13 protein-coding genes and 1 other RNA gene are annotated in these 14,191 nt (G+C 70.6%); 2 read left to right on the top strand and 12 right to left on the bottom strand.

The window, feature by feature from the left end:
- Position 1: 1 nt before the first annotated feature.
- Genes JUB13_RS02350 through JUB13_RS02325 form a run of 6 tightly spaced genes read right to left on the bottom strand, consistent with a single transcriptional unit; the run spans position 2 to position 6,627 of the window.
- Complete coding sequence (locus JUB13_RS02350) at positions 2-1,459, bottom strand: UDP-N-acetylmuramoylalanyl-D-glutamyl-2,6-diaminopimelate--D-alanyl-D-alanine ligase (protein WP_207476873.1); 1,458 nt, start codon at positions 1,457-1,459, stop codon at positions 2-4.
- Positions 1,456-2,934 carry a UDP-N-acetylmuramoyl-L-alanyl-D-glutamate--2,6-diaminopimelate ligase gene (locus tag JUB13_RS02345; protein WP_207476871.1) on the bottom strand — a complete coding sequence of 493 codons (1,479 nt, stop codon included), beginning with the start codon at positions 2,932-2,934 and terminating at the stop codon, positions 1,456-1,458. The genes JUB13_RS02350 and JUB13_RS02345 overlap by 4 nt, the downstream gene beginning before the upstream one ends.
- Positions 2,921-4,648, bottom strand: coding sequence for a peptidoglycan D,D-transpeptidase FtsI family protein (locus tag JUB13_RS02340; protein ID WP_207476869.1), 1,728 nt, complete (start codon positions 4,646-4,648; stop codon positions 2,921-2,923). Before JUB13_RS02340 ends, JUB13_RS02345 begins: the two co-directional genes overlap by 14 nt.
- Positions 4,648-5,181, bottom strand: coding sequence for a cell division protein FtsL (gene ftsL, locus JUB13_RS02335; protein WP_207476867.1), 534 nt, complete (start codon positions 5,179-5,181; stop codon positions 4,648-4,650). Before ftsL ends, JUB13_RS02340 begins: the two co-directional genes overlap by 1 nt.
- Positions 5,178-6,131 (bottom strand): 16S rRNA (cytosine(1402)-N(4))-methyltransferase RsmH, encoded by a 954-nt coding sequence (gene rsmH, locus JUB13_RS02330; RefSeq protein WP_207476866.1) that lies wholly within the window; start codon positions 6,129-6,131, stop codon positions 5,178-5,180. Before rsmH ends, ftsL begins: the two co-directional genes overlap by 4 nt.
- A gap of 4 nt (positions 6,132-6,135) precedes the next feature.
- Positions 6,136-6,627, bottom strand: a complete 492-nt coding sequence (locus JUB13_RS02325) for a division/cell wall cluster transcriptional repressor MraZ (RefSeq protein WP_207476864.1) — start codon at positions 6,625-6,627, stop codon at positions 6,136-6,138.
- 693 nt (positions 6,628-7,320) lie between these two features.
- Here JUB13_RS02325 and JUB13_RS02320 point away from each other — a divergent pair.
- On the top strand, positions 7,321-8,490 hold the full coding sequence (locus JUB13_RS02320; RefSeq protein WP_207476862.1) for a mandelate racemase/muconate lactonizing enzyme family protein: 1,170 nt from the start codon (positions 7,321-7,323) through the stop codon (positions 8,488-8,490).
- Between the two features lie 27 nt (positions 8,491-8,517).
- Here JUB13_RS02320 and rnpB read toward each other — a convergent pair.
- Positions 8,518-8,936: RNase P RNA component class A (rnpB, locus tag JUB13_RS02315), an RNA gene on the bottom strand.
- A gap of 33 nt (positions 8,937-8,969) precedes the next feature.
- Positions 8,970-9,659, bottom strand: coding sequence for an N-acetylmuramoyl-L-alanine amidase (locus tag JUB13_RS02310; protein ID WP_236024659.1), 690 nt, complete (start codon positions 9,657-9,659; stop codon positions 8,970-8,972).
- Between the two features lie 173 nt (positions 9,660-9,832).
- On the opposite strand from JUB13_RS02310, the gene JUB13_RS02305 reads away from it, so the two are divergent.
- Entirely contained in the window at positions 9,833-10,393 is a 561-nt protein-coding gene (locus tag JUB13_RS02305; protein WP_207476857.1) for an RBBP9/YdeN family alpha/beta hydrolase, read from the top strand.
- Positions 10,394-10,414: 21 nt separating this feature from the next.
- On the opposite strand, the gene JUB13_RS02300 is transcribed toward JUB13_RS02305, so the two are convergent.
- From JUB13_RS02300 to JUB13_RS02285, 4 genes are all read right to left on the bottom strand, one after another.
- On the bottom strand, positions 10,415-10,576 hold the full coding sequence (locus JUB13_RS02300; RefSeq protein ID WP_207476855.1) for a hypothetical protein: 162 nt from the start codon (positions 10,574-10,576) through the stop codon (positions 10,415-10,417).
- A 77-nt stretch (positions 10,577-10,653) separates the two neighbouring features.
- Entirely contained in the window at positions 10,654-11,532 is an 879-nt protein-coding gene (locus JUB13_RS02295) for a DMT family transporter (RefSeq protein ID WP_207476853.1), read from the bottom strand.
- The gene (locus tag JUB13_RS02290) at positions 11,532-13,355 is read right to left on the bottom strand and encodes an ABC-F family ATP-binding cassette domain-containing protein (RefSeq protein ID WP_207476851.1); all 1,824 of its coding nucleotides are present in this window, start codon (positions 13,353-13,355) and stop codon (positions 11,532-11,534) included. The genes JUB13_RS02295 and JUB13_RS02290 overlap by 1 nt, the downstream gene beginning before the upstream one ends.
- A 13-nt stretch (positions 13,356-13,368) precedes the next feature.
- The gene (locus JUB13_RS02285; RefSeq protein ID WP_207476849.1) at positions 13,369-14,112 is read right to left on the bottom strand and encodes a TerB family tellurite resistance protein; all 744 of its coding nucleotides are present in this window, start codon (positions 14,110-14,112) and stop codon (positions 13,369-13,371) included.
- Between the last annotated feature and the right edge of the window lie 79 nt (positions 14,113-14,191).

The raw sequence follows: 14,191 nt of genomic DNA, 5'->3' as shown, positions 1-14,191 counted from the left end.
CTCAGCGTGCGGCGGCGGCGGTCGCCGCCTCGTTCCCGGCCTGTCCGGCCGCGGAGCCGCTTTCCAGAAGGGCATCGACCACGCGGCCCATGCGGCTGCCGGCCGAGCCCTTGACCATGATCACGTCGCCCGCCCGCACCGCCTTGGCGACGAGCGGCGCGAGGGCCGCGCTGTCCGCCGCATGGGCGCCGCGCATGGCCGCGGGCAGCCGGTCGAAGAGGTGGCGCATGTTGGGGCCCGAGCAGAAGACGAGGTCGACGCCGACCTCGGCCAGCGGCTGTGCCAGGCCCGCATGGAGCTGCGGCGACTGGGCGCCGAGCTCGAGCATGTCGCCGAGCACGGCGATCCGCCGCCCGCCGGCGCCGGGATCACTGCGGCCGAGCACCTGCAGCGTCGCCGCGATCGAGGCGGGGCTCGCATTGTAGCTCTCGTCGATCACGGTGAAGCTGCCCTGGGGCAGCTCGACGCGCTTGCGCTGGCCTCGGCCCTTCATGGGCGGCACCCGGCTCAGGGCCTTGGAGGCCTCGACCACGTCGCCGCCCAGGGCGCTGACCGCCAGCAGGACGGCCAGGCTGTTCAGGACGTGGTGACGGCCCGGCATGGACAGGCAGTACTGGATGCGTTCGCCACGGATCGATGCGGTGATGCCGCTGCAGGTCGCGTGCAGCGAGCATTCGATCAGATGCGCGTCGGCGTCCTCGTGGGAGCCGAAGCTCAGGACGCGGGACAGCCCCTGGGTGCGTGCGGCGGCGACCAGCCGGGCGTAATGGGGGTTGTCGCGGTTCAGCACGGCGGCGCCGTGGGGATCCATGCCCTCGAAGATCTCGGCCTTGGCGTCGGCGATGGCCTCCACCGAGGAGAAATGCTCGAGATGCACGGCCTCGACGGTGGTGATGATCGCGACGTGCGGGCGGACCTGGCGGGACAGCGGTCCCAGCTCGCCCGCATGGTTCATGCCGAGCTCGAAGACCCCGTATTCCGCGCTGCGCGGCAGGCGCGCCAGCGAGAGCGGCACGCCCCAGTGGTTGTTCAGGCTGCCCTCGGTCGCGAAGGTCGGGCCGAGCGCGGACAGGGCCTGGCGCATGGCCTCCTTGGTGCTGGTCTTGCCGACCGAGCCCGTCACGGCGGCGATGCGCGCCGGAGCACGCAGGCGGGAGACGGCGCCGAGATCGCCGAGCCCGGCGAAGGTGTCGGCGCAGACGACCAGCGGCGCGCCGTCACCGAGGCCTGCCGGTACGCGGGACACGAGGGCTCCGGCGGCGCCGGCGGCCAGCGCGGCCGCGACGTAGTCGTGCCCGTCGAAATTGGGGCCCTGCAGCGCCACGAAGAGATCGTCCGGCTTCACGGTCCGGCTGTCGATCGAGACGCCCGTGGCCGTCCAGTCGGTTCCCGCGGCCCGGCCGCCGGTCGCGGCCGCGGCCTCGGTGGCCGTCCACAGGATTTCGGGCGCGGTGCTCATGCGCGAAGCTCCTTCACGGCCTTCCTGGCCTCCTCGGCATCGTCGAAGGGGCGCACCTCAGTGCCGACGATCTGGCCCTGCTCGTGGCCCTTGCCGGCGATCACCAGCAGGTCGCCCGCCTTCAGGCCCGCCACCGCCTCGCGGATCGCGCGGGCCCGGTCGCCGATCTCGATCCCGCCGGGGCAGCCCGCCATCACGGCGGCGCGGATCGCGGCGGCGTCCTCGGTGCGCGGGTTGTCGTCGGTCACGATCGCAAGGTCGGCCAGCTTCGCCGCGATGCCGCCCATGACAGGCCGCTTGCCGCGGTCGCGGTCGCCGCCGCAGCCGAAGACGGCGACGAGCTTCCCTTGAACGTGGGGGCGGAGGGCGGTCAGGATAGTCTCCAGGGCATCGGGCGTATGGGCGTAGTCGACGTAGATCGGCGCCCCCGAAGGGGTCTCGGCGACACGTTCGAGCCTGCCCCGCACGGGTTCGAGCGTCTCGAGCGCCGCGACGGCCGGTCCAACCTCCGCCCCCGCGCCCAGGACCATTCCCAGCGCGCAGAGCGCGTTCCAGGCCTGGAAACGACCCGCGAGCGGAAGCTCGACCGCGAAGTCGTCGCCGAGCACCCGCAGGTCGAGCCGCTGGCCATGGGGCAGCGGCGTCACGGCCCTGACGGTCAGCTCCCGGCCGTTGAAGCCGTAGCCGAGCAAGCGGTGCCCCCGCTGGGCGCACCGCTCCGCCAGGACCTCGAACTCGGGGACGTCGGCGTTGAGCGCGGCGGCACCGCCCGGCACCAGCACACGGTCGAACAGCATCGCCTTGGCCGCAAGATAGGCGTCCATGGAGCCGTGGTAGTCGAGATGATCCCGTGACAAGTTCGTAAAGCCGGCGGAAAGGATTCGAACACCGTCCAGCCGGTGCTGGTCGAGCCCGTGGCTCGACGCTTCCATGGCCAGATGGTCGATGCCGGCATCGGCGAGCTCGGCCAGGGTGGCGTGCAGGCTGACCGTGTCGGGCGTCGTCAGCGAGCCGTAGCGATCGAGCCCGCGGGCGGTGACGCCCAGCGTTCCGAGCGATGCCGCGCGACGGCCGAGGCGCTCCCAGATCTGGCGGGTGAACTGGACGGTCGAGGTCTTGCCGTTGGTCCCGGTCACCGCGACCACCGTGGCGGGCTGCCGCCCGTAGAAGGCCGCCGCCAGGAGCGCGAGGCGCCGGCGCGGATTGGCGTCGGCGATCAGCGCCGCCGTGGCGCCGGCGGGCAGCGCGGTACCTTCGGCGGCCAGCACGGCGACCGCGCCAGCGGCCAGGGCCTGAGGGATGAAGCTCGCGCCGTCGGCCTTCGTGCCCGGCAGGGCCGCGAACAGGAAACCCGGGCGCACGGCCCGGGAGTCGCTGGTCAGGCCCGTGATCGCGGGGTCCGCCACGCCGGCGGAAGGCGCTGCGGGGCGCGTGCTCGTTCCGGGTGCGCGGGCGAGGAGGTCAGTGAGACGCAAGGAGGCTGCTCCGCGGCGGAGGGGCGGTGATGTCGAGCGCCTGTCGGATGTCCGGACGGTTCTCGTCGACCGGCGTCAGCCCCAGCAGCGGCGCGACCTGACGGATCACGCGCCCGCCCAGGGGCGCCGCCGCGGCGCCGCCGGTGGCGTATCCGCCGGTCCGCGCGATGCCCTTGGGCTCGTCCAGGATCACCAGGATCACGTAGCGGGGGTCGTTGATGGGGAAGGCGCCCACGAAGGACGACATGCGGGCCTTGGCGTTGTAGCCGCGGCCGGTGATCTTCTCGGCGGTGCCGGTCTTGCCGCCGACCACGTAGCCCTCGGCCTTGGCGCCGCCGGCGGTGCCCTCGGTCACCACCAGCCGCATCATCTTGCGCATCAGCATCGAGGTGGCCGGCGAGACGACGCGCTCGCCCGACATGGGCTCGGCCTCGTTGCGCTTCAGGATCGTCGGGTGGCGCATGATGCCGCCATTGACGACCGCGGCGGTCGCCGTCACCACCTGCAGCGGGCTGACCGACAGGCCGTGCCCGAAGGAGATCGTCATCGCGTTGATCTCGCGCCACGGGTTCGGGACCATGGGCGCGCCGACCTCCGGGATCTCCAGCGTCGGCTTGGAGGTGAGGCCGAGCTTGGTCAGCAGCGCCCGCTGGGCAGGCACCCCGGCTTCCAGGACCATGCGCACGGAGCCGATGTTGGAGGAGTACTGGAACACCTCCGCGACGCTCAGCACGCGGTTCTTCCCGTGATAGTCGCTGATTGTGTAGCGACCGACCTGGATCGGGCGGCTGGCGTCGAAATGGCTCGTCGGCGTGATGCGGCCGGTCTCGAAGGCCAGCGCCGAATTGAAGATCTTGAAGGTGGAGCCCATCTCGTACACGCCGAGCGTGTTCCGGTTGAACCGGGTGTTCTCATCGAGCCCCACCGGGTCGTGCGGATCGAAGTCCGGCAGCGAGACCATGGACAGGATCTCCCCGGTCCGGATGTCGAAGATCATGCCGGCGCCGCCGATGGCGCTGAATTCCTCGACGGCGCCCTTGAGTTCGCGGCGCATGATGTGCTGGAGGCGCACGTCCAGCGAGAGGTTCACGGCCTCGGTGGAGCCGCGCAGCTCCTTGTCGAAGGACTGCTCGATCCCCATCAGGCCGTTGTTGTCGACCCCGGTGAAGCCCACCACATGCGCGGCCAGGCTGCCCTGGGGGTAGACGCGGCGCTCCTCGCGCTGGAAGGCGACGCCCGGGATGCCCAGGCGGTTCACGATGTAGCTCTCGCGCGGCGACAGGTTCCGCTTGATCCAGACGAAGCGCTTGTCGGCCTTCAGCTTCTGCAGCACGTCCCCATAGTCGAGGTCGGTCAGGGCCGCCGTCAGCTTTTCCGCGGCCTCGACCGGGTTGATCACGAGCTTGGGGTCGGCATAGAGCGACTGCGTCACAAGGGAGGTCGCCAGCACCACGCCGTTGCGGTCGACGATGTCGGCGCGGCTCGCCTGAAGCGTCCGCGCGGGCGCGGCCTGGGCGATGTCGGGCTCGGCCGACTGGCGCAGCACCGTCGCGTTCACGAGCCCCAGCGAGATCCCGACGAACGCCATGCCGAAGGCCGCCATGGCGACGCTTAGCCGCGCGCGCCCCTGCTCCAGGGCATGCACGGCGCGGTTCGGCCGCGGCGCGACGCGGACCGGGAGGCCGAAGCCGGCGGTCGGGACCATGCCTGTCATCAGTCGGCCTCTCCTCCGAACTGGGTGAACATCACGCCCGGGATGCTGAGCGGCGCCGTCACGTCCGCTTCGGTGGCCCCCTCGGGCAGGAAGGGAAGGTCCGCCACCTGACCCTGGCCAGCGGCGAAGGGCCGCGCCGGCGCCGGCTGCTCGGCGGGAAGCTGCGGCGCTGGCTTGGCCGCGGCGATGCGCGGCGAGCCGGGCTTCAGCCGCGGCAGGGGCATCGCGGAAACGAAGGCGGGGCCGAAGCTGTCGACGCGCGGCGGCACGACCTCGGCCGAGGTCGCGAGCTGCACGCCGGCGATCGGGGCCAGGGCGGTGTACTTGCGCGCCAGCACCTCGATCCGGCCGGGCTCGTTGAGATAGGCCCATTCGGCCTTCAGGATCTGGATCGCTTCCTGTTCCCGGATGATCTCGCGGTTCACGGTCTGCAGCTTCTCCTGAAGCTCCTGGACCTCGTAGCTCGTATGGAACAGCACTCCGCTGGAGAGGCCGATCAGGCCGAGCCAGAGCACGTGAATCTTGCCGATCATGCAGCCTCCTCGAAGGCCGGGGCCTCCGTACGTTCCGCGGCGCGGAGCCGGGCCGACCGGGCGCGCGGGTTGGCCGTCGCCTCGGCGGAGCCGGGCGCTACGGGCTTCTTGGTCAAGGTGCGGAAGCTCGGCGCGCGGCCGGGCTGCTGCACCGGGGCGTGGCGCGAGGGCGCGGGCACGCGGCCCTCGCGCCCTCGCAGGAAATCCTTGACCCTGCGGTCCTCGAGCGAGTGGAAGCTGACCACCGCCAGCCGCCCGCCGGGGACGAGAAGGCGCTCGGCCGCGGCCAGGCCGCGGTCCAGCTCGCCCAGCTCGTCGTTCACGAAGAGCCGGAGCGCCTGGAAGGTCCGGGTCGCAGGATCGATCCCGTCCTTGGAACGCGGCACGACACGGCGAACGGCTTCGGCCAGCTCCAGCGTGCGCTCGAAGGGCTTGGCGCGGCGTGCCTCGATGATCGCGCGGGCGACGCGGCGCGCGTGCCGCTCCTCGCCCAGGGAGAAGATGATGTCGGCGAGCTCGGCCTCGGCCGCGCCGTTGACGACGTCGGCGGCGGTTTTCCCATGCCGTCCCATGCGCATGTCGAGCGGTCCGTCGCCCCGGAACGAGAAGCCGCGGGCGGGATCGTCGAGCTGCGGGGAGGAGACGCCGAGGTCGAGCGCCACACCGTCCACCCGTTCGACGCCGTGCGCGGACAGCAGGCGGTCCATCTCGCTGAAGGAGCCCTCGATCACCGCGAGCCGGTCCGGATAGGCCCCGGCGAGCGCCTCGCCCGCGGCAATGGCCTCGGGGTCGCGGTCGATGCCCCAGACCCGGCAGTCCGCGGCGTCGAGGATGGCGCGCGCGTACCCGCCGCGCCCGAAGGTGCCGTCCACGTAGACGCCGCCGGCGCGGGGGGCCAGGGCGGCCACGACCTCGTCGCGCAGGACCGGGATGTGAGGCTGGGTCGCCATGGCCTCAGCCCCCGACCTGGCGGCGACGGGCCGCCGATGCGATCGCGGAGAGGGAGATGCCGCCGGCGCCACGCTTGGCCTGGGCCTGCGCCATGCGCTCCTGGAAGCTCTCGGGATGCCAGATCTGGAAGGTGTTGCGCTTGCCGACGAAGGCCACCTGCTCGCCGATCCCGGCGAAGTCGCGCAGGTCGTCGGGCAGCACGATCCGGCCCTCGGGGTCGATCGGCAGGTGCTGCGATGCGCCGAAGATCGACAGTTCCAGGTCCTCGCGCTCCTCGTCCGTGATGTCCATCAGGTCGAGGTCGGCGGCCAGATCCTCCATGTGCTTGGCGCTACACGCTTCGAGTGCATTGGCGCTGGTCGAGCGGAAGACGATCACGCCGCTCGCGACGCCGCCGGGGGTCTGCTCGGCCAGCACCTGACGGAACGGCGCAGGGACGGAGACGCGTCCCTTCCGATCGATCCTGTTCACGAAGGTGGAGAGGAAAACCGCCATCGACCCCTCGAACCGGCCGTCCCGCGTCTCCGGATCCGGCCCTGTGCCCCGCCCCCTCGGATCCACATCCCTCGGGCTTACGCCTTGGGGGTAGGACACTCCAATTGGGTGCCCATGGGATAACATGGGATTTTGTGGGCGGTCAACGCCGTTCCCAGTAAAAGCCGCAGACCGCAAAGAAATTTCTATATTTTGGTTCACTCGACTGCCGCCGTCCCAGGGGCCGGTGCAGTGTTAACCCCAAGAGGGGAGGGGGCTATTCTGGTTGAACTATTGCATTAAGTTCGTTCTGGAAATGTTCTCATTGTCCTTGGCGGCCCTTGACCTTCGTCATTCAGGCTCGTTCCCGACTCGGCGGAATATAAGGCACGATCCGTTAACGTAACGAAATGGGAGTCGAGCGGCGCGAGGGGGTGTCCGGGCCTGGTCGCAGACTTGTCCCATGCCATCCCATGACAGGGCGCTTGCCGACAGCCGGGAGTTGTGAAAGCTGGAGGGCAGGCCGGAGCGCCCGGGCGCCTTCCGGCGCTGCCGGGCAGTCTTGCCCGCCTCTGCATCCATGTCTGGCTGGCTGCAAGTATTCGCCGATGCTTCCGTTCTTCGGGCCCATCGCCGTCAAGCGGCTTGACGGATGACCCAAGGGCCTGTTGGGTCCCGGTCGGCCGTCCGGCCGGAAGAACCAGGAGAGCCGTGGTGCGTATCGTCGAAATCCGCGAGAAGACCGTCTCGATCGCTTCGCCGATCGCGAACGCCTATATCGACTTCAGCAAGATGACCTGCTCGGTCGTCGCGGTGATCACCGATGTCGTTCGGGACGGGAAGCCCGTGATCGGCTTCGGCTTCAATTCAAACGGCCGCTACGGGCAGGGCTGCCTGATGCGCGAGCGCATCCTGCCCCGGCTGGCCGAGGCGGACCCTGCCAGCCTGGTGGACGAGGCCAACGGCAACCTGGATCCCTTCGCGATCTGGCGTCGGATGATGATCAACGAGAAGCCCGGCGGCCACGGCGAGCGCTCGGTCGCCGTGGGAACCATCGACATGGCGGTCTGGGACGCGGTGGCCAAGATCGAGGGAAAACCCCTCTACCAGCTCCTCGCCGACCGCTACCGTGGGGGACAGGCCGACGACAGGGTCTGGGTCTATGCGGCAGGCGGCTACTACTATCCCGGAAAGGGGCTGGATGCCCTGAAGGACGAGATGAAGTCGTACCGCGACCGCGGATACACGGTCTGCAAGATGAAGATCGGCGCTGTGCCGCTGGCCGAGGACCTGGCGCGGATCGAGGCGGCGCTCGAGGTCCTGGGCGAGGGCCGGAACCTCTGCGTGGATGTCAATGGCCGCTTCGACCTCGAAACGGCCATCGCCTATGGGAAGGCGATCGCGCCCTATGGCCTGCGCTGGTATGAGGAGGTCGGCGATCCCCTGGACTACGCCCTGCAGGCGGAGCTCGGAAGGCATTACGACGGCCCCATGGCCACCGGCGAGAACCTGTTCTCCATGCAGGACGCGCGGAACCTGATCCGCTTCGGCGGCATGCGACCGGATCGCGACATCCTGCAGTTCGACTGTGCGCTGAGCTACGGCCTGGTCGAATACATGCGAACGCTCGACATGATGGCCGAACACGGCTGGTCGAGCCGAAGCGTCGTACCGCACGGCGGTCACCAGATGTCGCTCAACATCGCGGCCGGGCTGCATCTCGGCGGCAACGAGTCCTACCCCGACGTCTTCAGGCCCTTCGGCGGCTTCGCCGACGGCGTCGCTGTCGAGGACAGCTATGTCGGCCTGCCGCAGATGCCCGGTATCGGCTTCGAGGCCAAGGCCGAGCTCCATGCCCTGCTGCGGCGCGAGCTGCTCGACTGAGCCGCCGCGCCGTCGGCCGGAGAAATGGGTGCCAGACGGCCTGTAAGCCGGGTTCTGTCGCCGGCGCCCTTTCGCGATGCGAGGTGCGCCGGCGGATGGCCATTCATCTGGGACGCCCGTTGCCGGACGCCTCGCGCGACCAACCCGGACGGTGGCGCGGGAACACGCCTGGCCGGCGAACCGGCCGCACCGTCCCTATTCGGTCTTGCTCCCGGTGGGGTTTACCTTGCCGTCCCCGTTGCCGGGGCCGCGGTGCGCTCTTACCGCACCCTTTCACCCTTGCCTGCGAGACCGGGAACCGAGGTCCCCGGCGCGCCGGCGGTTTGCTTTCTGTGGCACTGTCCCTGGGGTCGCCCCCGCCGGGCGTTACCCGGCACCGTGTTCTCGTGGAGCCCGGACTTTCCTCCCCCCGCCCGAGGGCGGAGAGCGGCCATCCGGCCGTCTGGCAGCGCCGTACATAGGCCCTTGCGCGGCGCCGCTCAAGAGCAGATGGCGCCGCTGCGCGCCAGAGCCCGCAGCAGGCGCAGGGTGTCGGCATCGGCCGGCGCGTCCAGCGCCTCTGGCCGGTAGCGCCGGTGAAAAGCGCGGACCAGCAGGGGCGGCGGGCATTCCGGGTCGTAGCCGAGCGCCAGCAGCAGGCGGTGCGCCTCCTCCGCGCCACCGGAGCCGTCCTCGCCCGGGTCCCGATCCGGCCAGTGACCGACGCCGCGCGCGGCCAGGTCGCGCCAGTCGAACAGCTCGCCGGGATCCTCCTTGCGGGCGGGCGCCACGTCGGAATGGCCGAGCACCCGAGCGGGCGGGATCCCGTGCCGTGCGATGATCCCGCGGGCGAGCTCGGCCACCGCTTCCATCTGCGCGGCGGGGAAGGGGCGGTAGCCCCATTCGTGGCCGGGGTTCACGATCTCGACCCCGATCGAGCGCGAGTTCACGTCCCGCTCCCCCTGCCAGAAAGACCGGCCGGCATGCCAGGCCCGCCGGTCCTCGGGCACCATGGCCCAGACCATCCCATCCTCGCCCACGACGTAATGGGCGCTGACCTCCGCCCCGGGGTCGCGCAGCCGGTCGAGAGCGGACCGGGCGTCCGGCATGCCCGTGTAGTGCAGCAGCAGGATGTCGATTGGGGCATCCGCCCGGCGGGGTCCGTGGTTCGGCGAGGGCAGATCGATCATCATCCCATTCAAGCCCAGCAGGCGCCGCCGTCAAGCGGCCCGTCCTGATGGCGCCCCATCCCGATGGGGGCCCATCTGGTAGCGTCCTATCACAACGACCGAGGCCGCGCACCCCGGCTTGACGCAGGGCGGTGCGGCTTTGATGCTGCAATGCAACTCAGGGGAATCAAGGAATGGTCGCAAGCGTCCTGATCCTGCCCGGCCTTGGCGGCTCCGGTCCCGAGCACTGGCAGTCCCTTTGGGAGGCGCGAAATCCCGCCTTCCGCCGTGTCGAGCAGGCCGATTGGGATGCGCCCGAGCGCGACAGCTGGGTAGCGCGGCTGGAGCAGGCTGTCGTCCAGGCCGAGGCGCCGGTGGTCCTGGTCGCCCACAGCCTCGCCTGCGCGCTGGTCGGCCACTGGGCGCGTGCCGGCTCGGCGGCGAAGGTCTCGGGGGCGCTGCTGGTGGCCCCGGCCGACGTCGATCAGGGCGAAGAGGATCTGCCGATCCCCATCCCTCCCGAGACGCGCAGCTTCGCCCCCATGCCGATGGAGCGCCTTCCCTTCGCCTCCATCCTGGTGTGCAGCACCGACGATCCCTACTGCACCCCCGGGCGCGCCCGCGCCTTCGCCGCCGCCTGGGGCTCCCGCCCGGTGCTGGTCGACGGGCTCGGGCACATCAACGCGGCCTCCGGCCTGGACGCCTGGCCCGAGGGCGAGCGCCTGCTCGACGAGCTGGTCCGGGGCGCCGCCTGACGCCGCGGAGATGTCTGTCCTCTAGCGGATCTCGTCGGGCAGCCCGGCCGGGTGCTCCTCGACCGGGCCGCTCTGCGGGGAGGGGTCGCCCGGATTGGCGGGATCTCCGGTGTCGCCGCGGCGCAGCCGGGCCAGCTGCTCGTCGCCGATCTTCGGGGTCTCGGGCTTGTCGGTCTCGGCCATGGCGGGGGCTCCCGTTTGCGGTTCCGCGCTTTGCGGTTTCCGGGGGACCAACAGCCGCGGGCCGAAGCCGTCCCCGCTCAGGTCGTGCTTCCGGCCGCGGGTTCGACGGCCCGTTTCGGTCTCAGGACGATCAGCGCGACGCCGACCAGCGTCAGCGCCCCGCCCAGGATCAGGGCGGGTGTCAGCGGGTCACCCAGCACCAGGACGCCCGAGAGGACGCCGAAGATCGGCACGGTCAGCGTCCACGGCATGGTCTGGCTGACGTCGTAGCGCGTCAGCAGCGGGTACCAGAGCCCGTAGGAAATCCCCGTGACCAGTACGACCATGTAGAGGATCGAGGCCCAGCCCAGCCAGGTCGCCGCGCCCAGGGCCTCCCATTGGCCCTGCTCGGTCGCGAGGCTCGTCCCCAGCAGCAGCGGCGCCGCGAAGAGGCTCATCCAGCCGTTCAGCGCGAAGACGTCCACGGGGCCCATGCGCTTGACGTGGATGTTGGCGATGGCGAAGACGAAGCTGGCGCCGACGATCAGGGCGAGATGCACGAGGCTCGCGGAGAGCCGCGGCTCCCCGGCGATCACCACGACCCCGCCGAAGGCGATCGCCATACCCAGCACCTGCCGCCAGGTCGGACGGTCCTTGAAGACGACCGCCGCCATCATGGCCGCGAAGGGGACCTGGAGCTGGATCGCGATGGAGGCCGTCGAGGCGTCCACCTGGGTCAGCCCGCGGAACATCATTGGGAAATGGATGCCGCCGAGCAGCACCCCGAAGATGCCGATCCCGACCAGCCGCTCCCGCGGGACCCGGACCAGCGGAACCAGCATCGCCGCGACCAGCGCGAAACGCAGGAACATTGCGAAGACCGGCGGGAACTCCGCCAGTGCCCATTTCGCGACCACGAAGTTGAAACCCCAGATCACCATGATGGCGAGCGCGGCCGCCATGTCGCGCAGCGCCATCAGGATCCGCCCAGCTCTTCGCGCAGCGCTTCGAGCTCCAGCCAGCGGTCCTCGGCGGCGGCCAGCTCGGCCTGCGCCTTGGCGAGCCGCTCCGTCGCCTTGGCGAAGCCGGCGGGGTCGCGCCCATAGAGGCCGGCGTCGGACAGCGTCGCGTTCAGCCGCGCGATCTCGGTGCCCAGCGCTTCCATCCGGCCCGGAAGCTCGTCGAGTTCGCGCTGCTCCTTGAAGGCGAGCTTCCGGCGCTGCTTCGCCGGCGCCGCGGGCGGCGGCTCGGCGCGCTTCTGCCTCGCCGGCTCAGGGGCCGTGCGTGCGGGCCGCTGGACGAGATAGTCGGAATAGCCACCGGGATACTCCATCACCTCGCCATCGCCCTCGACGGCGATTACGGAGGTCACCAGCCGGTCCAGGAAGTCACGGTCGTGGCTGACCAGCAGCAGCGTGCCCTCGTAGTCACCCAGCACCTCCTCAAGGAGGTCCAGCGTGTCCATGTCCAGGTCGTTGGTGGGCTCGTCCAGGATCATCAGGTTGGACGGGCGCGCGAACAGCCGCGCAAGGAGCAGCCGGTTGCGCTCGCCGCCCGAAAGGCTGCGGACCGGCTGGTCCTTCATCCTGGGCTCGAACAGGAAGTCCTTCATGTAGCTCGCGACGTGCACGGGCTTGCCGCCGAAGGTGACGATGTCGCCGCCGCCAGGCACCAGCGTCTCCTGGATCGTCATGTCCGGATCCAGGTTCATGCGCTTCTGGTCGAAATAGACCGGCTCCAGATTGGCTCCCAGGCGGAGCGTGCCGGCATCGGGGGCCAGCTCGCCCGTCAGGATCCGCAGCAGCGTCGTCTTGCCGGCGCCGTTAGGGCCGATGATGCCCACCCGGTCGCCGCGCAGGATGCGCGTCGTGAAGCCGGTGACGATCGGGCGACGGCCGGCGGGCCCCTCGAAGGCTTTCGAGATCCCCTCGGCCTCGATCACCATGCGCCCGCTGGATTCCGCCTCGGCAATGGCGAGGCGCACCTGCTGTCCGCCCCGGATGCGCTCCGAGCGGTCGATGCGCATCTGCTGCAGCTTGCGCACGCGGCCCATGTTGCGGGTCCGGCGCGCCGAGATGCCGCCCCCGTACATCCATTTCAGCTCGGCCTCGATCTTGCGGTCGAGCTTGTGGGCGGCCTCGGCCTCCAGGGCGAAGACCTCGTCGCGCCAAGCCTCGAAGGCCGAGAAGGGCCGGCCGGTCTCCCGCAGCGTGCCGCGGTCGAGCCAGACCGTCCGCTGCGCCAGCCGGTTCAGGAAGGCGCGGTCGTGGCTGATCAGCAGCAGCCCGCCTCGCCAGGCCGACAGCTCGCCCTCGAGCCATTCGATGGTCGGCAGGTCGAGATGGTTCGTGGGCTCGTCGAGCAGCAGCACGTCCGGCTCGCCGACCAGCGCCTGGGCCAGGGCCGCGCGCCGCGCCTCGCCACCGGAAAGGTTCGCGGGCAACCGGTCGGCGGGGACGGACAGATGGTCCATCACGGCCTCGACCCGGTATGCCTGGTCGCTCTCCCTCTCCGGCAGCCCGGCGGCGACGAAGTCCCGCACGGTGGCGAAAGCCCCGAAATCAGGCTCCTGCGAGAGATAGGCGATGCGGGCGCCCGGCTGCAGGAAGCGTTCGCCGCCGTCGAGCTGCATCGTGCCGGCGAGCACCTTCATCAGCGTCGACTTGCCGGTTCCGTTGCGGCCGACGAGGCAGGCCTTGTCGCCGCGGCCAAGCGCCAGGTCGACGCCCTCGAAGAGCGGGCGTCCGCCGAACGTCACGGCCGCGCCGCGCAGGGCCACCAGGGGAAGGGGAGGAGCCATGGTCCCTAAGGGTTCAGGTGAGCGCGCGCTGGTCGCGCTTGATGCGGTCATAGGCCGCGTTGATGGCGGCGAGCTTGTCCTGCGCGATGGCGACGAACTCGGGCGGCAGGCCCTCGGCCACGAGGCGGTCCGGGTGCAGCTCGCGCACCAGCCGGCGGTGCGCAGCCTTGGTCTCCTCGGCCGTGGCCGTCGGCTCAAGCCCCAGGACCGCATGCGGATCGTCGGTGTCGGCGGCACCGTTCGCGGCCCGGATGCGCCGGAACTCCGCCTCGCCGAAGCCGAAGACCTCGGCCACGGAGCGCAGGTAGGAAATCTCGGCCTCGTGGATCTCGCCGTCTGCATGGGCGATGTGGAACAGCGCGTCTAGCAGATCCTCGAGGACGGCCGGATGGTCCCTGAGGAGGCTCGCGATCTGGCGGGCATAGGGCTCGAAGCCGGTCGCGTCCTTCTTGGCGCGGTCGAACAGCCAGGCGACGTTGCTCATCTCCTCGGGCGGGATCGAGAAGACCTGCTTGAAGGCCGTCACCTCGTGCCGGGTCACCACGCCGTCGGCCTTGGCCATCTTCGCGCCCAGCACGACGGAGCCGATGGTGAAGGCGACCCGCTGCTTCAGGATCTCGGGGTCCTGCGGGCCCTCCTCCCGGTCCCCCCAGTAGAGGTCCGCGGCGTGGCCGGCCGCCGCGCCGACGAGCGCGCCCAGGGGACCGCCCACCAGCAGGCCGGCCGCGCCGCCGAGGATCTTTCCCCAGATGCTCATGGAATCGTCGCCCGCTGCGGATCGGAAGTGGGCGAGCATAGGGGTTGGTGGCCGCCATTCCAACCGCGAGTTACGGCTG

Source organism: Arenibaculum pallidiluteum, assembly GCF_017355985.1.
GTDB classification, from domain to species: Bacteria; Pseudomonadota; Alphaproteobacteria; order Azospirillales; family Azospirillaceae; genus Arenibaculum; species Arenibaculum pallidiluteum.
The sequence above is the reverse complement of the archived record's forward strand: the minus strand, read 5'-3'. Positions and strand labels throughout refer to the sequence as shown.

Bases quoted from the DNA above. Each gene is read 5' to 3' on its own strand.
- JUB13_RS02350 (WP_207476873.1), bottom strand. From the start codon at position 1,459: ATGAGCACCGCGCCCGAAATCCTGTGGACGGCCACCGAGGCCGCGGCC.
- JUB13_RS02340 (WP_207476869.1), bottom strand. From the start codon at position 4,648: ATGACAGGCATGGTCCCGACCGCCGGCTTCGGCCTCCCGGTCCGCGTC.
- ftsL (WP_207476867.1), bottom strand. From the start codon at position 5,181: ATGATCGGCAAGATTCACGTGCTCTGGCTCGGCCTGATCGGCCTCTCC.
- rsmH (WP_207476866.1), bottom strand. From the start codon at position 6,131: ATGGCGACCCAGCCTCACATCCCGGTCCTGCGCGACGAGGTCGTGGCC.
- JUB13_RS02325 (WP_207476864.1), bottom strand. From the start codon at position 6,627: ATGGCGGTTTTCCTCTCCACCTTCGTGAACAGGATCGATCGGAAGGGA.
- JUB13_RS02310 (WP_236024659.1), bottom strand. From the start codon at position 9,659: ATGATCGATCTGCCCTCGCCGAACCACGGACCCCGCCGGGCGGATGCC.
- JUB13_RS02305 (WP_207476857.1), top strand. From the start codon at position 9,833: ATGGTCGCAAGCGTCCTGATCCTGCCCGGCCTTGGCGGCTCCGGTCCC.
- JUB13_RS02300 (WP_207476855.1), bottom strand. From the start codon at position 10,576: ATGGCCGAGACCGACAAGCCCGAGACCCCGAAGATCGGCGACGAGCAG.
- JUB13_RS02295 (WP_207476853.1), bottom strand. From the start codon at position 11,532: ATGGCGCTGCGCGACATGGCGGCCGCGCTCGCCATCATGGTGATCTGG.
- JUB13_RS02290 (WP_207476851.1), bottom strand. From the start codon at position 13,355: ATGGCTCCTCCCCTTCCCCTGGTGGCCCTGCGCGGCGCGGCCGTGACG.
- JUB13_RS02285 (WP_207476849.1), bottom strand. From the start codon at position 14,112: ATGAGCATCTGGGGAAAGATCCTCGGCGGCGCGGCCGGCCTGCTGGTG.